Genomic DNA, 19963 nt, shown 5'->3' with positions numbered 1-19963 from the left:
TATGACTGAAAAAAACTCAAAGAAATATTTACATCACCTTGCTGTAGGAACCGGATTTGTAGGGCTTATTTTATGGTTTTACATCGGCAGAGAGCTTGGTTTTTTGGACTGGATTACTCAGCAAATGCCCGATAAATATGCAGGATCAGGACTTATGCTAGGTATTATGATCCTGATGACACCAGGCTTCTTTCTATGGTCCAGGTTCAATCGTTGGGCAGAAAAAAAACTCAATGTGAGCGGCATATACTATGAAGATGAATATTATAAAAACGAGGATAAATTAAAGCAGAAAAAAAAGTAATGCTATAAAGGTCACTTGCTAAAGGCAAGATTAGCACCCGATCCTTATGAATCATCAACCCCAGAAAATGACACTCTTTTCACTCTACCTATAGTAAATGAAAAGTATTCACCAAAACCTACTTGAACAATAGCCAATTCAGATCTGTACTTAAACGTAACTCTGCAATTCTCTCAAACGGCTTAGAGGATGATGAATTATTGATGAGGTATATATGCGCTTATTAGGCTTTCGACTATTTGTGATCAGTCTAGTTCTATTTCCCCTAACAGGTTTAGCGGTTGATAACCCTCAATTCGTAAAAGCACCATTAAACAAACATCCGCTGACCAAACTTAATGCATCTTCATTTGAAAACTCCATCTCATTTGTTGGCAATAGTAGATCAGTTATGTTGCTGAAGCTCCAAGAAGCTTATGACTTTTACAACGACTTAATAAAAATAGACAACTGGCCACCTATTCCGTCAGGAAGAACAATCAGCTTTAGTGACCAACACCCTCATGTTCCTTTATTAAGGGAAAAACTGATTAAACTAGGTGATCACCCTCCGGTTGAATGCGAACAACTGAATGATCCATTATTTGATATCGAACTCGAAGAAGCCTTAGTTCGCTTTCAGCAACGACATGGCGATGAAGCTGATGGTATTCTAGGACCGAAAACTCGCCGACAAATCAATATAACCCCTAACCAACGGGCAAAGCAGCTCAAAGTCAACATTGCTCGCATCGAGGCATTTAATCCCACCAGCGATCGCTTTGTGCATGTAAATATTCCAGAATACCGGCTTTATCTCTATGAGCAGAATTCGCCTATCCTTACGATGAAAACGATTGTCGGCAAAAAGAAACGCAAAACACCTATTTTTGATAGCGTTATAAACCGAATTGTTATCAACCCATCTTGGCATGTACCTAAAAGCATTGCTTATCGAGATATTATTCCAGCGCTTAAAGAAGATCCAACCTATCTTAAAAAGGTAAACCTAAAAGTAGTTAGTGGTTGGGGCAAAACAAAAAAGTTTATCCGTGATGAAAATATTAATTACGATAAATTATACCTCGGCGATAACTATCAACGCTTCTGGGAAGCTCCCAGTGACATGAATACTTTAGGCAGCGTGAAGTTTCTTACTAATAGTCCCTACTCTATTTACCTCCATGACACATCAGCTAAACGCCTGTTCAATCAAAATAAACGCGCTTTTAGTTCTGGTTGCATACGTTTAGAGCAACCCAGAAAATTAGCTGATGAATTAATGCGAATGACTCATGGATGGCAGAGCACACAACTTGATCCTATTTTTTCGCAAAAAGAAACTAAAGAGTTTCGCTTAACAGAACCTATAGATCTATATGTAACCTACTGGACCGCTTGGATTGACCCTGAGGGCAAGGTCAATTTTAGGGATGATATTTATAAACATGATATATATGAGTTTTCAAAAAAAGATTAAATAAGCACCGCTCACTCGCCAGGTCATCTACTGATTGATTAATATACTGCGGGGTGGTTTTTGTGCATAATGTGACCAATTTTATGCCAGCGAAAGTATTACTAAATGAGCAAGCAGCTTAAACAAACTAATTTCTTAGCCACCAACTCGTCTCGGCGTACATTTTTGCAAGTATTAGGGGGCTTATCTGCTATGGCTGCTACTCCTTCAATCTGCCTCGCAAACATAAATAAAAACCAAACCCATTCACTCTCTCTCACTAATCTTCATACGGGCGAATCACTCAATAGTACGTTCTATGCTGAAGGTCAGTATCAAGAAACAAATTTAAAAGCACTCGATTTTCTACTACGCGATCATCGTAACAACCAAGTTCATCAAATAGATCGACGCTTATTAAAATTACTACATGAGCTTCAGCTCAACTTTGGTGGAAAACCCATTCATGTAATTTCAGGGTATCGCTCACCTGAAAGTAATGAAAAATTAAGAGCTAAAAGCACTAAAGTCGCTAAGAAAAGTTATCATATGAAAGGCCAAGCAATTGATATACGCATCCCCGGCGTTCCTTTAAAAAGCCTACATCAAGCATCTTTAGCACAACAAGCTGGAGGGGTTGGCCTCTATACCCGTAGTGAGTTCATCCATTTAGATGTTGGCCCTGTAAGGCAATGGGGAGTATAAAACCTACTCACTTGTTGTCTGATTTACAGCTTTAGACGCATTATATGCCTGTAACTTTTGACTGATCGTTTTAGGTGTAGTGGAGGTCTCTTGCTCAGAAGCCTCTTTAATCTCCTTAATCCGCTCGGCCTTACCGCCATTATTATAATCTTCTAGCTGCTGAGCTCGGCTCTGTAAACTAGATTTGTCTGTCTTACCTTGGGTTGTCTTATCTACATCATCCGCAACAGGTGTTTTGGTTTCATCAACACTTTTATTCTCTGCTTTATTTTCCGTTGGCTTAGCAGGATCTGTCGACTGTGGCCGCGTAAAAGGCTGCATAGTATTAAGCTGAGTCCCGTTCAATTTACCAAAATTGACCTCACCTCGGACAGTTTCTCTCTCATCCCCTTGAGGTGGCTTATTACTAAAGTGCTTAACACCGTTTTCATCAACCCAACTATACATCTCATCAGCAATAGAACAGAGGGATAAGCTCATCATAAAGCTACACAGTAAAATCCGTTTTTTCATTTTAACCTCTTCCGATTTATATCTAGCGACAAAGTTTTTACATATGCAAAAAGCCAATTAGCGCTAAATTATTTTTGTCATATTCCGGCAATGTTCCGTTATTAGAATCAGCCGCCTTACCCCCACCTAAAACCCTGTCCATCGATGAGAATAGTGCTGTGAAAACAACGGTTTTTGACCTAATTTGGAAACTCAAACGTGAACTTGAGCGCCAAGGCCATGAGAAAATAGATCTACATCGTTTCACCCATGATCAAGAGTATCGACGCTCCATTTTACTCAATGTTGATATTACAGAGCTTCCAATTAGCAAACCGCTACAACAAATTTACACTGATCTTTTAACCACTGATGAATTAGAGCTCATCAAAGAAGTTGAGCTTCCACAGGAGGAGCCTGTTACTCCATCTAGCAACACACCAGAAACTAGCATAGAAGTACTTAATCATAATAACAAACCTATCTACATTATTTCTGGCGTTATTATTATTCTCTTATTTAGCCTTAGTTTTATGCTGTTTGACAAAACAACTGAGGTGCAATCTCTTGCCTATAATACCCAAGCACCGGCGATCAAAAAAACAGTTACGATAGAATCCGCTAAAGCTATAAGGGACGCAGCAGCTCCCCTGATAGTAGATCAGCAAGACCCCTCCTCAATCATTAAAAACTATAAAAATAAGATTCAACCATCGCAGCCCGCAACTAAAAGCCAAGCAAGCAATATAGCCTTTCGCATTCAAGGTTCAAATACCATTGGAGAAGTATTAGCTCCAGAATTAATCAAAGCCTTTTATAAAAGCCAAGGGGCTACTGACTTTAAACTCGTTGAATCTCATATTGATGTTGAAAAGAATTTAGAGGTTTATAACCAATCGGATCGCTCTCAACGCTCAATACCTATCTATGCTCATGGTTCAAGCACCGGATTCAAAGCCCTCGCTAGTCGTAAAACCGACTTAGCCATGGCATCAAGGCGCATTAAAGATAAAGAGGTCAAACAATTAACGGCTCAGTACGGTGACCTTCGCTCTAAAAGCACTGAGCATATTATTGGCATGGATGGACTCGCTGTAATTATCAATCCCAATAACCCTATTAGTGATTTGAATACAGAGCAATTGGCCAAAATTTTCTCAGGCACTATTAAAAACTGGAAAGAGCTAGGTGGTAAAAACCAAGATGTAGCGATCTTTGCACGTGATAGTAACTCGGGAACATGGGATTCGTTTAAATCTATGGTCCTTAAAAAACATGGCGCAACCCTAAGTGCGGATGCCACACGCATAGAATCAAGCGTTGAACTGTCTGATCACGTTAGCAAAACCCCTGGAGCGATTGGGTTTATTGGTCTTCCTTATGTATTGCGAGCTAAAGCACTCGCTATATCTGATGATCAACACGGCCAACCTATCTACCCAACATCCTTCACGATTTCTACAGAAGACTACCCTCTTGTTCGTCGCTTATATATTTACGAACCCAGCACAATTAATACTCAATCAGAGGCCCATAAATTTATAGAGTTTGCCTTATCAAAAGAGGGCCAAGAAGTCGTTAAACAGGCAGGGTTTATTTCACAAAATGTATATAACATTAAACCTATGCTGACCGATAACCTTCCACAAAAATACATTCAAACGGTTAAGAATGCACAGCGGCTATCACTTAACTTTCGTTTTAATAGTGGTACTTTTGTTTTAGATAATAAAGCGGTGCGCGATTTAGAACGTGTAGTCCAGTTTTTTGAAACAAATCCAGGGCAGCAAGCAATGCTTATCGGCTTTTCTGACAGTATTGGCGATCCATTAGGTAACCAATCCCTCTCTTTGCAGCGAGCTAAAGCGGTAGAATCTGCACTTATATCGCGCGGGATCAATATTAAAAATACTATAGGGCTAGGTGAAATGGCACCAATAGCTTCCAATACAACAAAAGCGGGAAGAGAACGAAACCGTCGTGTAGAAATCTGGGTAAACAGCAATGCAACTACCCCGTTTAATACAGCAACACGATAGTTTGCAATAGGCTAAAGGCTAGCGCCCTTATAAGGTTCACTTATCATTAGCTAAGAAATAACTGTGCATCCAGTCGTACAAAATTTGCTCCGATAGTTCATTGGATGCCAGTTGTTCAAACTCATTGAAGGGATCTTTATCTCTATAGGCAAACTGGTAGTTTACTAAATTTGGGCTTTCATCATGCAATACAATAATAATACGCTTACCTGACCTTAGACAGTCGATAGTCATCGCATCAGCTGGAACCCCGCTCTTTCTCATGCTCTGGCTAACCCCAACAATTGGATCAAGGTGGCTAAAGTTCTTTTGAATACGCGTATGGGCTTCCGTTACTAAATCACACAAAGTTTCTAATAATTGATTAGACAAATTAATCCCCTTCAATAAAATTATCTACACCTATCTTAACAAATAGGTGTAGCAATTATTAGAATGAAGCAGATCAGTTTTATCCGATGGATAGATATTAACTGATAAGTTCAGCCATCTCCTCTATCCCTCTCGCATAGGCATCGATCAGAGCGGAATAATGGGTCGATGCCACCTCAAGATCTTGATCATTGTCTATAAAGAAAGGTTCAGCAATTAAACAAGGCGCATAAGTTTTTTGCAAAAGATAACCTCCTCTGTCTTCAGAGTTTTTTGGTTTAACGCCTCGATCGGGCAAATCAAGCGCGTAAACTAACTGCTGCTGTAGAATTTCAGCCATTTGTCTACCTAAGGCTGAACGATGGTAATAGAGCACTTCTGTCCCAGAAGCGCTTTTATTAAACGCATTGCAGTGAAGGCTAAGTATAAAATCAGGGTCTAGCTCATTTAAGTCATCAGGTAGTGATGTGTATGTGCGTCTATAAACCCGCTGAATATTCACCCCTACAACCGCCCGCTCGATCTCACTTGCCAGCGCCTCATTAAATGTAAACTCAGTGAGTTTACGGCGCTCATTAACGGCTCCAGGTGAATTTTTTTTATGTCCGATGACCAATGCGCACGTTTTCATATTCCCTATCCTGCTCTAAATTATTTTTTTGATAGTGATACGTCTATAACTTCATATATAAATGTCAGGCGGGACATAAGGTTATTATGAATAGCCTACCACTCTATTTGTAAATACAGGTCAAAGGAAAAAGCACAACATAAATGCATATGTGAGAATGTGCCTAAACCACTAACAAGTAAAAGACACAAGGAAAGAAAACACTCTATAAGAGACAGCACAATCCTTGATGCTGAACTGCTAACTATAAGCAGTGGTAAAATAATAGCTTAAAATAGATAAAAAAAAACTAAAGCGTAAATCTATTTTTCCAGTTGATAGTTTATATACGCTTTCATTGAAAGTTTTCGAACTTGCTTCAACTCATCGGGAGTAAGCGCCCTATAGTTTCGAGGATAGGGCCAACCATACCCCCAGCGAAATGTTGTAGGGAAAAAAGGAGTGCCTCCAACCCGCACACCCGCTAACATTAATAATGCGAGTTCTGGCTCACCTACGTCGGTAACACAATGATTGAGAGCTTTATCTGCTTGTACTCGCTCTTGATAGGTTCCCCCTTTCCAATACGCGTAATCATGCGCCGTACAGCATTTTAACCACAACTGGCGGTGTTGCATGGTTCCATCAGGAAAGGCGCTGCAACCATCACTCGTAAACGGAGCAAGTGAATCTGCATACAAAGATACACTGTTCACTAAACAGGCGGTGGTCAGTGATATACAGAAAAAGCTTAATCTATTCAAAATGAATCCATTTATGTAGCAAGTCCCCACTAAAACCAACTAATCTATTCGGCGTTTTTATAAAGTTAGTTTTTATGTGAAAAGCGGCCTCTTAATTGGCGAATAAAGAAGCCTATCAGTGGGATTTTCTCCATTAACGCCGAACCATCCCAATAGTCAAAATGGTGTGTAACCTTTCCACTTTGATCTGATATTAACTTACTTGTACCAACAAAACTAAATGTCCCTGTCAGTTTCGATTCTCCATAGAAGGTCCATTCAATAAAAGCTTCACGTTCATATTCTGCTGAGCTGTGGACCTTAAAATGAACCTTATCAAGACGTGAATACATATCATCCATAATCGCAATAAACTCATCCTGAGTACTCGTGTCGTTAAAGGGGTCTTTAAATTTAATGTCCTCAGAGATACATGCTCGCAACCGAGGTAAATCAGCAGAACTAAGCGACTCAAGGACAGTAATATAGTTCGTTAACCAAGGACTCATTTTTATTTCCATTACTCGATGAAAGAAACAAGTTACTTCACTATTTTACCGGCTAAATAGAAATATAAACGGTAAGGAATAATACGTAAGAGTTTAAGTATAAAGGTAAAGCGTTTAGGGAAGGTAATTTCAAAATGATCGCTTAATAAACCATTGAGTATGCGTGTCGCTGCCTCATCTGGAGCCAACAAAGCCGGCATCGTAAATTCATTTTTATCAGTCAGCGGGGTTTTAACAAATCCAGGATTTATAACCTGAAGCTTTATATGCGTGTTTTTCAGATCTAACCGCAATGATTCACACAGATGAATTAAAGCCGCTTTGCTAGCACCGTAGGCAGCCGCTGTGGGTAGACCTCTATATCCCGCGACAGATGCCATCACTGCAATCTGCCCTTTATCTCGTTTGAGCATTCGCTGGAGAGCAGGCTCTAGGCAATTGATCGTGCCTTGCAGGTTTATATCGAATAAGTGTTTACACCGCTGAGCGCTAAATTCAGCGGCTGAAAAGGGATCGTGAGTTCCCGCATTAAGAATAACTAATTCTGGAAAGCAATCTGTTTGATCCCACTCATTGATCAGCTGTTCAAGTTCTTCGACACAGCGAGTATCTAATCTTATAGGAATAATTTCACCGGGTAAGTGTTGATACTCAGCGACTAATTTTTCAAGTTCAATTTCAGTTCGAGAGGAAGCATAAACTCTCATCCCTTGACCCGCTAATAGGATAGCAAGCGCACGTCCAATTCCTCTTCCGGCTCCTGTAATCCAAACATTTTGCCAAGGCAAAGGCTTGTAATGATTCATAACAGACCCCCTATCATTAAAGTTCACAGCCATTGGTTAAATTACGATGGGGTAATGACGAGACTTTTCGTATATAGAGAGTAACTTGCCCAACCTCTAAACCAAATTTATACATTTTTGCACGGTTGATTAGGTTTTTATCATCAACAAGATACATCCAATCATTAAGATTAATTTTCCACGTTTTACCTTTCACGGGTACAGATAAAGTATATTGCCAATTTAAAGCATTGCCTGCCACCTGACCTTCCGCACGACCAATAACATCACCTGCGGTTCCTGTATAGTGATCCCCTTGCTTGCTTAACTGCCAGCATCGATGTTCCTCCTCCCCATCAGTAAAGAAAAACAACTCATCAAGTACACCTTTATCACCTTCCCATTTCCCTAGTATATCGGCACGAAAACGGCGACTTACTTTGCCTTTATAATCCTGCACAATGCCGTACGCCTCCAAATGGCCATCAAAAAACTCACTCAGATCTAATGCCGGTTGACTCTCTTCATACTGTTCAATATTTACAGCACAACTTGTAATAAAAGGAATGAAAATCATAAAGGCCATCCTAGTAAAATATCGATGCAAAATTACTCTCCCCTAAGCTGTTTAGCTAAATCGGGATATCTACTTTTATCTGACAGCCAAATATTAATAATGACTTGGCTCATTTCAGGTTTGTCTAGTGAACCTAGATACCCATCGTTATAAAAAAAGTGACCATATCCATCCTTATCAATCAAAAAAGCAAAGCGACCTCCCTTCTGAATGTCCAGCCACATAATGGCAAGATCTGATAATAAATTTTCACGGTCAGCCGGCGATATTGTCTGCTTAATACTTTTCTCCGTCTCACGCAGTAATACTGCTTTTTCTATATCTTGATGGTACTCAAGAGACAGCAACACAGAGCGATCCGTGCCAGCAAACACACCCTTAGGGGTTTTCAATTGCGCACTGTAAATAGGGAACCACAACAGTTTTAACTCCGCTGAACCTACAACCCGCCAAGCGGAAGGTAGCTGGGTGGCATAGCTATCATTAGAAAACAGGAAGGTACACAAAACGATCAATACTCTGTGCATAATGCCCTCTCTATGTAAGAGGTTAAGACGAGCAGTAGTGGGAATAAAAAGGCCCAGATAACTGCAACCATTAGGACAGTTACAAAGTCGCCTAGCGGAAAGCTAACAGCACCTAAATTAGCCGCAGCAAAATAAGAGAAACCTCCAGAAAAGCCCCCCGCAATACCACTTAATTTAATTTTATTAGAGAAAAAACTTAGACTTTGTCTCAACGTAGCCGCAAATGATAACCAGAGTAATGCCAACCATAATGGCGCAAAGATTCTAAGATCATTCGCGCTATTATTTTCAAACCAATAAACGCCCAATAATGTCATCACACTATCCAAGCTATAACCAAGCAAAGTAACGATGACCAATATAAAGGCTTCAGTTATGGGATCCGTATGGAGTAATAGGTGAAGTAATAAAAAGATGCTTACGACAAGAACTGCTTCATTTTTATAAAGAACAGATAAAATCCATATCAGATTAAATCCGATCAAATTGACCCATACATTTTGAGAGATACCTGAAAACATTAGCCGTTCCCATACCCATTTGAATTAATCAGCTATACGGAACTTCTATGGAATTGGTTCAGTTTTACTCTGATTTAATTAAGTATGAAAAAACAACCTAAGCTTAAAATCTACATTTAGAATAAAACCTATTTAGTTAATCGCGTAGCTAATATCTACTGATTGAAAGGGTATTAGAGGGAAAATTAAAAAAGGCGCCTCCTTGAAGGCGCCCTATTCTTTTAACTTAGAGCTAAGCGTCGATTAGCTGAGCTTAAATTGCTTAATGCCATCATTTAGACCGTCAACAACAGCGATGATAACCTCTATACTCTCGTTAATTTCATCGAATGATTCGCTCGTTTTTATTGATTTCCCACTGACAGAATAGATATTCTCTTTTATCGATTGTGTAATAACAGCCTGTTGCTGAGTCGCCGCGGCAACTTGCATATTAACGCTGTTAATCGTCCCTATAGCCTCTGTAATTTTCTTTAAAATATCATCCGCTTTCTCCGCTTGAATAACCCCTTGCTCTGCGATTTTTAGTGTATAAACCACTGATGAGTCAGCTTCTTTAGAGGCACTTTGTAGCTCTTTAATAACGTTTTGAATCGTCGTTGTCGCTTGCTGCGTATTACTCGCTAAGGTTCTTACCTCATCAGCAACAACTGCAAAACCTCGGCCCTTCTCACCCGCACGTGCAGCCTCTATTGCAGCATTTAAAGCTAATAGATTTGTTTGTTCAGCAATATCATTGATAACACTTAATACATCACCAATTCGCTTCGAATCATGTGACAGCTTATCCATTACAGCATTTGTATTATTTAGCTGCTCTACTTGACTGCGAATGGCTTGAATCATGGCATAGACTTCATGCTTACCGCTCTCTAAAAATGCATCCGCATCTTTTGCTGCATCAGCTGCATGAGCCGCACTTTCAGCAATTTCAGAGGTACTAATGGCAAGTTGGTCTATCGCCTCAACTACAAGTTCCGTATCTGTTGTTTGCTCGTTTATTACCGTTCTTGTAGTGTCGCTTATAACAACCAGTTTATCTGTTTGGCTACAGAGATTTTTAGCTGCATCATTAACCCCAATAACCGTATGTTTAATTTTATTCACAAAAACGTTAAAACCGATGGAAAGCTTACGTAGCTCTTTGGCTCCTTTTTCACTAAGTTTTACGTTTAAATTGCCATCGCCACGACCAATTTTATCTAAGTTATCAGCGATAGCATCAAGTGGTTTTACTACCGTTCGGTAGCCAAATAACATTGCAATAACGCCTACTAACAAGCCAATAATTACAACAGCTAAGATAAACTCCTTTGCTTGCTCGACAAGAGACACTACAGAATGAGTGTTCTCTAATATTTTCTGCTCACCTTGATCCTTTATTTTGGATAAGTTGCTGAGTAGAGCCTGCGCTTTATTAAATGAGGAGTCCTGTACTTTTTTAAACGCTAAGTGGTCATTAACCACTTGCTCATATTGTTGTAATAATTTGCCGAGATATGCTTCTATATTCACCGCATGTTCAGTTAGTGCTAGATTTTTCAGCATCACAAGTAAGCGCTGATAAGTTGGCTCTAATAATCTATATTGTTCTGCCATTACTTTACGCTGTTTTTCTACCTCCACCCCATTGAAAAACTGCTGTAACACATAGTTGCGTGAGAGAATTAAGGTTTTAACTTCAGAAAGAAGTAAATCTAAATCACGGTAGCGCTCGGCCTCTAGACGACTATTATAATGCTCATCAATTAAGATCATGGTGTCTTCTTGAGAAACCATTACGTTTTCTAGAACTATATCAGTCAGCTTTGTTAGATCACTCCTCTCTTTTTCAACACGGATATATAAGGACAGCGCACGCTCATTTAAGCTTTTATAATCATCCATTTGCTGAGCGGATAACTTCAATAGCGATTGATCAACTAAACCACTCTCTAAAACTTGAGAAAAACCCTTTTGGCCCTCTTTATGTAACTCTTTTATCTCTGCAAACCCTTTTTTAGGATCAATTTGCTTAAGTAATATTTGCTGCGTTTTTAACACTTCAGCTTGCAGACTGAAGGCTGTATCACTACCTCCATTTGATGCTTGAAGCGCCGGCCCCGATACAAACTGCAAAGCAGATGCGAGTTTGCTGATATTAAAGACAGAGGAAAAACCTAACATGGCTAAAAGGCACATCATCACCATATAACCGAAGGTAATCCGTAAACTAATGGACATTTGTTTAAATCTATTCATTTTTTATTGTTCTACGTCAGATTTGAATAACAGATACCGACAGCGTTATGAATATCATGAGATAGGTCATTAACAATCACTCAAATTATTTGAGTGATGATTCACTGTCCTATAGTTGGGAGTATTTGCAATAAGCTTAAAATAAAAGCCATCCTTGGCTTAAAAAAATAAGCATCCTGCTTCAAGCAGTATGTTGTGATAGAAAGGTTGTTAAGGTGAAGAAGGGGACCATAACAACCTCAAAAACTTAACGGCCTGATGCGCGTAAGTTTTGTACTGTCATTTTACTTGGTGGCGTCAACTCAGGATCAACAATCCCTTTAAACTGACCTGTCGTACAATGATTAGCCTGTATATCAACCATGGAGAAGCTATCATCAATAGCAACACCAGTACCTTTGTTTATAGGTAAGTGATGATCAGGATGGGCTTGCCCAATAGTCCAACTTTTCCACATATCGCCTTTGCGGTCGTAGGTAATATTACGTGGGATAATGAAGGTCTGTGCATCCATGTAATGTTCACGTTTACTAATTGGATGGTTCGGATCAACAGGTGAAGACTCTACAACATAGGTCTTACGCAGCTGCCAAGTTATCTCTGGGAAGCATCCCCCTCTACCAGCAAATTTAATCACCTGATAACCGTCATCATCTTTGTGAGTTTCAGTATCAAGCACCATCTCGTTATGGTTATACATCGGCGACAAAATGTATTTGGTGCCTTTGTAAGTCCAGTTCATATCACTAATTCGACCGTTATAACCCTCAAAGTCTTCGATCATTACATCAGAACCTAGGAAGGCATCGGTTGTCTGACCTGAAGACAAGCGGCGCACACGGCGCTGAAAGCCCAAGTATAAATAGGCATTATCACGCTTAAGATCATCATCAAATCGCTGGATCAGTAATTGAGTGTCTTTCACATCAAACGGCTCTAACACTTGAACGTAGATGCCACGAAACAGATTGGATGGGTTGGGCGTAATTTCAGGGAATGGTTCCTGTTGCGTTCGGTGAGTGAAATTCAAAAAGTGGAAGTTCATTTTTACTGTACGTTCTACTTTACCACTGTTCATATCGCGGTATTTCCAATAGAACGGGTAAATCGCGGAGGAATCTCCCCAGTTGTAACCAAACTTGTAGTTCCAAGCTAGCTTCTCACCTGCTCGGGGGTCATCTAATGATGGCTCCTGAGGGAAAGGTCGACCAGCAACAGAACCTGATATTTCACCCGGTTTTGAGCCTAACTTTACATCTCCTGAGTATTTGCGTGTAGCGTCGACATAAGATTTATGGAGATCAAATGAGGTCGTTTCCCCCACTTTCATTTCATAATCACCATTTTTGATGAACATATACATTGCAGGATCAAGGTATTCCTTAACTGAATCAACATTACCTGCATTAATAGTCATCCCTGGCTTAACCATATCGGCCTTAGGTAATGAGTTTGCATAAGGGTGAAACGCTTCCTGAATAACCTCTTCAGAAATTTGTGCCGCCTGTGCGTTTACGCTTAACCCTGCCGTAACCGCTAAAGTTATTAATGTTTTTTTCAACATCGTTATCTACCTTTATTATTCTCTATTGTTAGAAGCTGTAACGCACAGTGAACTGGATTTCATCTTCCTGATTAGCCACACCGATTGGTCCATTTAGGAAACGCGCTAAAGGTTCAGTTTGACCACCACCCGCGTCACCACCTGTCACGCTCCAAGGGAAAGTTTCATCGCCGCCAGTTTTCACGTTCAAGGCAAGGTTAAACATCCAGTGGTTATCAGGTGTAAATGAGATGCTTGGCGCAATAGCGGTCGCTTTCGCCGCGAAATCATGAGCAACAATGATCTGTGGGCTCAAACGGTTATTCATATAGAAACCTTTGAATAAACCCGTTGCGATCCAGTTATCTTCATCGTTAGGCATATCCACTTCATGATCGAGAATATGCTCACCAAATAACTGAGCAGAAATGAGGAAAGCACTACGTGTTCCTAAAGAAGGAATGATCTTGTTTTTATCAAACCCAATTACATAACGCAGCATATCGGTTTCTTTATAACCGTTTGTGTCTCTTGGCTGCTCTTCCCCTTCGGTATAAGCCACTTCAAGGCGCCATGTGGCATCCATATTCATGGAGTAATAGTCAATCGCACCACCTAGCAAGGTTACGCGCGGGAAGTGAATATCGAACAAACCGAAGTTATCGCCTGGCGCACCTAGCGCATGAATAGAAGGTAGTTGCTGACGGTAATGTAAAGCATTAAGTGAGAACGTTGCATCCCCATACACCCCTTCCCATTTCACACCAAACTGGGTGTTTTTCAGGTTCCAGTCATACTCTTCTACATCGTTAATTATGTAAGGGCCGCCACCTTGAATAGACGAGGCAAAGAAACAACCTGCATCAACCATTTTGTAGGACTGACCACAAGTACCTAAGTTATGAGGACGGAACTTATCAATGTTCCAGATAAACTGTAGGTTCTGATCATCAAAAATGTTGTTGGCACCCATACGCCATTCAGCCGTCAACATCCACTGAGGAATACGAATATCTTCAAGCTCGTCGTAGATATTATGACGGGAATAGTCCACCGGGTTGACCACATCTAAAACACGGAACAGATCGGTTTTACCCCATACAACCTGTTGCTTACCAAAGGTCACATTGAAAATATCGCCATTAGCCAGCTGCTTATCCGCAGTAATATAAAGCTCACGAATAAAATCTAGTTCATCGTTAAAATCTGAGAACTTAGCGTCATTTTCATCTTGATCCATGTAACCATCTAGGTTGTTACATAAGGCTGGGTCATTTTCGCAAGGAAAAGCAACACCAGGGTTTAATACTGCCGATGAAGAGGCCGTATTATTATCATGCCAGTTTTCACCTAAGTAGTTTTCACCTGCATTCTTGCCAAACTCTCCATCATTTAAGTCGTATACCCCATCATAGGTAGCGCGAAGCACACCGTTGATGCTGACATTGCTCCAACCATCTGACTCGACAGGTTTATAAAACTCCGCCTGTGCAGTATTTCTAAATTTGGACAGTCCTTTTTTATCGCGAAAATAGGTAGCATTCTCAACATAACCGGACCATTGCGCTTCTCCCGCAGATACGGTTGGGCCATAGCTCATTGCTATCGCGGTAGCCACCCCAATGGCTACTTTGTTAAGTGTTGTTATTTTTTTTGTCATCACTAAACCCCTTCAGGTTTTTTTATTTTAAGTTTTCATACAGCAAGTATTCACAACAACGCAGACCGAATGTGGTGGCTTCACGAATGAAGAACACCATCATCATCTTGGTAAGCCTTGCAGATAAATTTAGGTTTAAAGACCAGTATCCAACTAGGTACCAGTAGCATGGCTGCCGCGCCATTTAGCACCACCATAACCATCAGCAGTAACGCAGCATCGGATTGGAAACGAAGATCAGATAACAACACCCACATCACGATACCCGCCATCAAGGTAATGGCCGTAAAGCTGATCGCTAGCCCAGTGGTGCGGATCGCCTCTCTCACCGCTACATTTAAATCTTGCAGCTTCACCATCTCGGAGCGAATGCGATCCATCATGTAGATTGAGTAATCGATACCTACACCTACGCCCACCGCAATAATGGGGACAGTGTTAATATTGATACCCATTTGAGTTACCCCCATATAGGCGTAGGTCAAGGTGGTCGCAAAGAGCATAGCCATAAACATCATGGTGCCCGCCGCTAATGACTGATAGAAAAACATCACCATGAGGAAGATCAGAATAAAGACTAAAGGTAAAACCCATAGGTTGGTTTCATAGGCCGCTTCATTCATCGCTGCCGTCACGCCAATCGTGCCGCCAGCAAGGCGAATCGTAAGTCCTTCAACTTTGCCTTCATTAGCGGTAATCCACTCTTTAGCCGTGTGAATGGCACGACGGATCGTTTCTCCTTGGTGATCTTTATAATAGAAAACTAGATTGGCGATTCGCTCATCGGTATCGACAAACTCATTCAGCGCTCCAGGAATGGGGCTCGACATCATGTAGGTAAACATAAGTCCACCTACATATTGCGGATCTGCAGGGATCTGGGTCCAACGGGGATCATCATTGTGCAGTAAACGGTTAACCTGTTTTACTAAATCAGGAATCCCTTTTGCCCCACCAACCTCAGGATCAAGCATCATGTGGTTTTCAAGCTCACTTAACGCTTTAAGGACTTCTGGACGTTTAATACCGCCCTTCTCTGAGGTCTCTGCCACAATATAGAGCTCCTCTGAACCAGGAAAACTATCATTGATCGCTTTAGATGATTGGTTGTAATCATGATCTTGATAGAGAATCGGCGAACCCGGCTCAGACTCACCAATCACAACTTTAGAGGAGAAGTACCAGCCTCCCACAAGAAAGAAAGCCGCTATCCATAAGGCATTTTTTGCTGAGCGTTTATCACTAATAATTTCAGCACAAGCAAAGCCAACATTACGAAATATATTGTGTTTAACTTCAGTGTTTTTAGGCTTAGGAAGGATTGATAGTAAAAGAGGAACTGCTAGCAATACGGTAATAATAATGCATAACGCCCAGAGGGAAGCGTAATGGGCCAGTTTGGTATTAAGTGGAATAGACCCTATCGCAATTAACAGCAGCCCTATGGCATCAGATACTACACCTAAGCTTCCAGGGCGGAATAGATTCTCAAAGGTACTTCGAGCGGCAGCATGATGATCTGAATGATCATTCAGCTCTTGATAGTAGCGCTCGACTATCTGAATACCATGGGACATGGCACGGGCAGAGATAAGGAATGGGATTACCAACCCTAATGGATCAAGGTTATACCCAAACAACGAAATAATACCGATCCCCCAAATAGAGGAAACGATCACCGCGGCTAAAGGAATCAGCACCCCGTAGGCTTTACGGAAGTAAAAGATCAGCAATGACAACATAATCAGCGCTGTAAATAGGAAGATCTCTATGATCTGATCTAAGTACTGATACGCCCAACCAACGAGCATAGGCTGGCCAGTAACATGGATCTTAAAGCCCTCAGCGTTTTCCGCATCACGTAAGCTTTGGATCTCATTAAAGGTCTTAACGTAATCCAACTGGCCTTCATTTAACTGCGCTTTAACCAGCGCCATTTTCATATCTGGCGATACTAATGGGCCATACACTCTAGGATCAGCCAACACGTCGGAACGAAGCTCCGATAGGGCTTCCACATTCATTTCACCACCCTGAGAATCATAATAGGACTCAGAGTTGACGTTACCTTCCGGCGTCATCCACACTTTACGGGAGTTACGGTGAGTTACACTGGCAACAAGGTTATGGTTAACACCAGGTAAGCTATCTACAGCTTGAGTTACACGATGGATCTTTTCGAGGGCAGCATTACTGAAGATATCCCCCTCTTCCACTTCCACCCCAACAATCACAACATTGGCTCCCCCAAAGGACTCCTTAATCTCGTTGTGAAGTTCTATGTAAGTGTGTTCCTGCGGCAGCAGGTCAGCGAAATCCGAGTACATTTTCACACTCGGAATCTGGTACGCGAAAAAGAGCGTCACCAGTAAAATACAACTTAGAATTAACTTAGGATAAGCAAATACTGCTTCATCCAAGTTATGTAAAAAATGGGTGGCCTTATGAGCCTTAGTGGACTGCTTATCCATGATAAAGGCCTCTACTTACCAGATATAGGTTGAATAGCTAAAGAAAACAGAGACCCAGAGCCTCCAGCCAAGAGGAAATCTCCTGACGGTAGTTGTGTGACATCACGCAAATACACCGGACGACCATGGGTATCTATTTCTGCCCAATCCTGACCGGTAAAACTCAACAGTGTTGAGTGATCACCAAAGGCAAAGAGCTTTTCCCCTATAGAATAAAAACCATAAATAGGCGATTCAGTCGGCGTTAGTTGTTTTTCCCAGCTAACCCCCGCATCCTCTGTATAAAGAATTTGACCACTTAAACCACCGACCCAGCCCTCTGAGGCTGAAGTAAAATGAGCCGCATGGGTATAGAAGTCATTGGGAATCATCTCCGGTGTATTCCAGCTCATGCCCGCATCATCACTACGACTGACTAAACCAAACTCACCACTGATAAAGACCGTGTTTTGATCGACAAACTGAATACCCGTCAACATGGCATCTTCGTTTAAAGTCGTCTCATGCCATGATTCACCTTTATCGGTAGAATTAAGGACAGTAGAAAAGCTACCTACGACCCAAATACTGTTATCAGGTGCGCAAGTTAGATCAAGAAGGTCTTCCGGGGTGGGGAGTTTTTTAGACTGCCAGCTAAGACCATTATCGGCGCTAAACCAAGCTCGCTTGTCGATACTTAGCGCAACAAAGCTTTGATCAGGGCAGACAGCAACATCAACGAGCGCTGGTGCATCATCAAGTTGATGACGAGTCCAAGATAGTTGATCTAAAGGACTGGTTAGAACAAGACCATCCGAACCAACGACCACTAGCGTCGTAGCATTGGCCGCAATGCCCTGAAGCTGGTCTGTACGGCGAACTTGCTTTTGCTTCTCGGCTTCGACCCCTTCAAGATTAAGTGGGGCTTCGCAGCCCACTAACGATAGAGAAATGATCAGCGCTAGCCCTGCTGTTTCAAGCTTCGCTAAAGCCGGCCCTGACGATTTATAAAAGTTAAGATTATCGACGTATCTTTTTTTAGTTATTGACGTCATTTTATTCACATCACCAAAAACTGTATTTATAGGTGCATATACACCTCGACGATTAGAATAGAGCAACCACCGTGCCAGCTTATTTAGATAAAAATAAAATACTTAATATTCAATTGTTTAGTGATTATTATTGAGTTTTATTCCACAAAGTCATCGACTTCACAAACCTCATCATTCATCAAATAATCAAATAACCTAAAGAGGGATAATCAAATCATTAATGACAGGCTATCAATCAATGGCCAAGACCTGACCAAAGCTCAGAAATAAAAAAACCAGCATTGCGCTGGTTTAAAAAAGAGAAGACAGACGTTTAGATACGCTTAAATAAAGCAGACCTAGATTGATCTTCAGATTCATCTGCAGCCGTTAGAAAACGTTCCATATGGATATCGCGTTCAAATAAACGCCCTTGCATCAACGTTGTAATCGCGGCATTGATCATAGGAGGTGGACCACAAAGGTAAGCTTTATGACCATCAAAACGGCTATTGAAATGCGCATCTGCGGCATCATGAACAAAGCCCGTAAAGCCTTGCCAATCATCATCAGGCTCTGGCGCATTCAGCGCTGGAATATAATGAAAATTACTATGCTCTTTTGCTAAGTTTTCGAAAATAGCTCTGTTATAAAGCTCCGCAACATTGCGTGCGCCTTGGAAGAGATAAATCTCACGGCTATCGCCACGCTCGATCAATTCAAAAATCATCGACTGTGGGCTCGACAAGCCTGATCCACCAGCAATAAAAATAACATCCTGACTATCAGACAAGCGTGTAAAGAACTGACCATAAGGACCAGAGAGCTCTAAAGTGTCACCCACCTTCAGCTGTTCATGCAGATACGTAGTACCCGCGCCCCCTTCGACTAAACGCACATGCAACTCAAGCACTTTATTATCAGAAGGTTTGTTAGCAATAGAAAATGCACGAGATCCTTCCACTCCTGGAATGCTCAGGTTTATATATTGCCCTGCTTGAAATTCGATCTCATCATCAAGGGTAAAATGTATACCTTTAATCGTCGGTGATAGATCTTCAATTGCCGAAACGGTGCCGATAAAGTCTTTAACAGGAAAACCCTCAAAATCTTCATCAACATCTATATCAGCTTCAATCACTAAATCCGATTCGGGTGTTGCACAACAGACTAAGATTTTCCCCTCTTCTCGCTCTATATCCATCAACGCGAAGGGCGATGCATTACCAAGATCCACATCACCTTCGGTTACTTGGCACTTACAGGTTGCACAAGTGCCATGACCGCAGGCAAAAGGTAGCCAAACACCCTGCCTAAGCGCTGCATCTAATATAGTCTGGCCCTCTTCCACCTCAATCACATCACCTGTCGGCTCAACAACTACTTCATAAGTCATAGTATTCCACCTTATAA

At 41.2% G+C, this 19963-nt stretch carries 19 protein-coding genes; 4 read left to right on the top strand and 15 right to left on the bottom strand.

Annotation, left to right across the window (positions count from 1 at the left end; genetic code table 11):
* The first annotated feature begins 1 nt into the window (after position 1).
* The 3 genes from Q4492_RS14540 (at position 2) to Q4492_RS14530 (ending at position 2447) form a co-directional block, all read left to right on the top strand.
* On the top strand, positions 2-304 hold the full coding sequence (locus tag Q4492_RS14540) for a hypothetical protein (RefSeq protein WP_067867410.1): 303 nt from the start codon (positions 2-4) through the stop codon (positions 302-304).
* 214 nt (positions 305-518) lie between these two features.
* Complete coding sequence (locus Q4492_RS14535) at positions 519-1763, top strand: murein L,D-transpeptidase (RefSeq protein ID WP_303419422.1); 1245 nt, start codon at positions 519-521, stop codon at positions 1761-1763.
* A 105-nt stretch (positions 1764-1868) separates the two neighbouring features.
* Entirely contained in the window at positions 1869-2447 is a 579-nt protein-coding gene (locus Q4492_RS14530) for a DUF882 domain-containing protein (RefSeq protein ID WP_303419421.1), read from the top strand.
* A 3-nt stretch (positions 2448-2450) separates the two neighbouring features.
* Here the strand turns inward: Q4492_RS14530 and Q4492_RS14525 are convergent, their stop codons facing one another.
* The gene (locus tag Q4492_RS14525; protein ID WP_303419420.1) at positions 2451-2960 is read right to left on the bottom strand and encodes a DUF4124 domain-containing protein; all 510 of its coding nucleotides are present in this window, start codon (positions 2958-2960) and stop codon (positions 2451-2453) included.
* 158 nt (positions 2961-3118) lie between these two features.
* Here Q4492_RS14525 and Q4492_RS14520 point away from each other — a divergent pair, with 158 nt between their 5' ends.
* Positions 3119-4978 carry a phosphate ABC transporter substrate-binding/OmpA family protein gene (locus Q4492_RS14520; protein ID WP_303419419.1) on the top strand — a complete coding sequence of 620 codons (1860 nt, stop codon included), beginning with the start codon at positions 3119-3121 and terminating at the stop codon, positions 4976-4978.
* 36 nt (positions 4979-5014) lie between these two features.
* Here Q4492_RS14520 and Q4492_RS14515 read toward each other — a convergent pair whose 3' ends face one another.
* The 14 genes from Q4492_RS14515 to Q4492_RS14450 form a co-directional block, all read right to left on the bottom strand.
* Complete coding sequence (locus tag Q4492_RS14515; protein WP_303419418.1) at positions 5015-5350, bottom strand: hypothetical protein; 336 nt, start codon at positions 5348-5350, stop codon at positions 5015-5017.
* A gap of 97 nt (positions 5351-5447) precedes the next feature.
* Positions 5448-5981, bottom strand: coding sequence for an N-acetylmuramoyl-L-alanine amidase (locus tag Q4492_RS14510; RefSeq protein WP_303419417.1), 534 nt, complete (start codon positions 5979-5981; stop codon positions 5448-5450).
* A gap of 302 nt (positions 5982-6283) precedes the next feature.
* A complete protein-coding gene (locus tag Q4492_RS14505) occupies positions 6284-6724 on the bottom strand; it encodes an FAD-binding oxidoreductase (protein ID WP_303419415.1) in 441 nt (146 codons plus the stop codon).
* 65 nt (positions 6725-6789) lie between these two features.
* A complete protein-coding gene (locus Q4492_RS14500) occupies positions 6790-7212 on the bottom strand; it encodes a nuclear transport factor 2 family protein (protein ID WP_303419413.1) in 423 nt (140 codons plus the stop codon).
* Between the two features lie 32 nt (positions 7213-7244).
* Entirely contained in the window at positions 7245-8018 is a 774-nt protein-coding gene (locus Q4492_RS14495) for an SDR family oxidoreductase (protein WP_303419411.1), read from the bottom strand.
* A 16-nt stretch (positions 8019-8034) separates the two neighbouring features.
* A complete protein-coding gene (locus Q4492_RS14490; RefSeq protein WP_303419409.1) occupies positions 8035-8574 on the bottom strand; it encodes a DUF3833 domain-containing protein in 540 nt (179 codons plus the stop codon).
* Between the two features lie 32 nt (positions 8575-8606).
* Positions 8607-9101, bottom strand: a complete 495-nt coding sequence (locus Q4492_RS14485) for a hypothetical protein (protein ID WP_303419407.1) — start codon at positions 9099-9101, stop codon at positions 8607-8609.
* The gene (locus Q4492_RS14480; protein WP_303419405.1) at positions 9086-9622 is read right to left on the bottom strand and encodes a DUF2878 domain-containing protein; all 537 of its coding nucleotides are present in this window, start codon (positions 9620-9622) and stop codon (positions 9086-9088) included. The genes Q4492_RS14485 and Q4492_RS14480 overlap by 16 nt, the downstream gene beginning before the upstream one ends.
* Before the next feature lie 243 nt (positions 9623-9865).
* Complete coding sequence (locus Q4492_RS14475; protein WP_303419402.1) at positions 9866-11863, bottom strand: methyl-accepting chemotaxis protein; 1998 nt, start codon at positions 11861-11863, stop codon at positions 9866-9868.
* A gap of 247 nt (positions 11864-12110) precedes the next feature.
* Complete coding sequence (locus Q4492_RS14470; protein ID WP_303419399.1) at positions 12111-13427, bottom strand: DUF1329 domain-containing protein; 1317 nt, start codon at positions 13425-13427, stop codon at positions 12111-12113.
* A gap of 28 nt (positions 13428-13455) precedes the next feature.
* Entirely contained in the window at positions 13456-15066 is a 1611-nt protein-coding gene (locus Q4492_RS14465) for a DUF1302 family protein (RefSeq protein WP_303419396.1), read from the bottom strand.
* A gap of 80 nt (positions 15067-15146) precedes the next feature.
* Entirely contained in the window at positions 15147-17537 is a 2391-nt protein-coding gene (locus Q4492_RS14460) for an RND family transporter (protein ID WP_303419393.1), read from the bottom strand.
* Between the two features lie 11 nt (positions 17538-17548).
* Positions 17549-18571: a YCF48-related protein gene (locus Q4492_RS14455; RefSeq protein WP_303419390.1), complete on the bottom strand. Its 1023-nt coding sequence runs from the start codon at positions 18569-18571 to the stop codon at positions 17549-17551.
* A 313-nt stretch (positions 18572-18884) separates the two neighbouring features.
* Entirely contained in the window at positions 18885-19946 is a 1062-nt protein-coding gene (locus tag Q4492_RS14450) for an NADH:ubiquinone reductase (Na(+)-transporting) subunit F (RefSeq protein ID WP_303419388.1), read from the bottom strand.
* Between the last annotated feature and the right edge of the window lie 17 nt (positions 19947-19963).

The sequence above is a fragment of the Neptuniibacter sp. 1_MG-2023 genome, assembly GCF_030547185.1.
Taxonomy (GTDB): Bacteria; Pseudomonadota; Gammaproteobacteria; order Pseudomonadales; family Balneatricaceae; genus Neptuniibacter.
This window is presented reverse-complemented; position numbering and strand designations above follow the sequence as displayed.

Coding starts and splice junctions, on each gene's coding strand:
- Q4492_RS14540 (WP_067867410.1), top strand. CDS start 2: ATGACTGAAAAAAACTCAAAGAAATATTTACATCACCTTGCTGTAGGA.
- Q4492_RS14535 (WP_303419422.1), top strand. CDS start 519: ATGCGCTTATTAGGCTTTCGACTATTTGTGATCAGTCTAGTTCTATTT.
- Q4492_RS14530 (WP_303419421.1), top strand. CDS start 1,869: ATGAGCAAGCAGCTTAAACAAACTAATTTCTTAGCCACCAACTCGTCT.
- Q4492_RS14525 (WP_303419420.1), bottom strand. CDS start 2,960: ATGAAAAAACGGATTTTACTGTGTAGCTTTATGATGAGCTTATCCCTC.
- Q4492_RS14510 (WP_303419417.1), bottom strand. CDS start 5,981: ATGAAAACGTGCGCATTGGTCATCGGACATAAAAAAAATTCACCTGGA.
- Q4492_RS14500 (WP_303419413.1), bottom strand. CDS start 7,212: ATGAGTCCTTGGTTAACGAACTATATTACTGTCCTTGAGTCGCTTAGT.
- Q4492_RS14495 (WP_303419411.1), bottom strand. CDS start 8,018: ATGAATCATTACAAGCCTTTGCCTTGGCAAAATGTTTGGATTACAGGA.
- Q4492_RS14490 (WP_303419409.1), bottom strand. CDS start 8,574: ATGATTTTCATTCCTTTTATTACAAGTTGTGCTGTAAATATTGAACAG.
- Q4492_RS14485 (WP_303419407.1), bottom strand. CDS start 9,101: ATGCACAGAGTATTGATCGTTTTGTGTACCTTCCTGTTTTCTAATGAT.
- Q4492_RS14480 (WP_303419405.1), bottom strand. CDS start 9,622: ATGTTTTCAGGTATCTCTCAAAATGTATGGGTCAATTTGATCGGATTT.
- Q4492_RS14475 (WP_303419402.1), bottom strand. CDS start 11,863: ATGAATAGATTTAAACAAATGTCCATTAGTTTACGGATTACCTTCGGT.
- Q4492_RS14470 (WP_303419399.1), bottom strand. CDS start 13,427: ATGTTGAAAAAAACATTAATAACTTTAGCGGTTACGGCAGGGTTAAGC.
- Q4492_RS14465 (WP_303419396.1), bottom strand. CDS start 15,066: ATGACAAAAAAAATAACAACACTTAACAAAGTAGCCATTGGGGTGGCT.
- Q4492_RS14460 (WP_303419393.1), bottom strand. CDS start 17,537: ATGGATAAGCAGTCCACTAAGGCTCATAAGGCCACCCATTTTTTACAT.
- Q4492_RS14455 (WP_303419390.1), bottom strand. CDS start 18,571: ATGACGTCAATAACTAAAAAAAGATACGTCGATAATCTTAACTTTTAT.
- Q4492_RS14450 (WP_303419388.1), bottom strand. CDS start 19,946: ATGACTTATGAAGTAGTTGTTGAGCCGACAGGTGATGTGATTGAGGTG.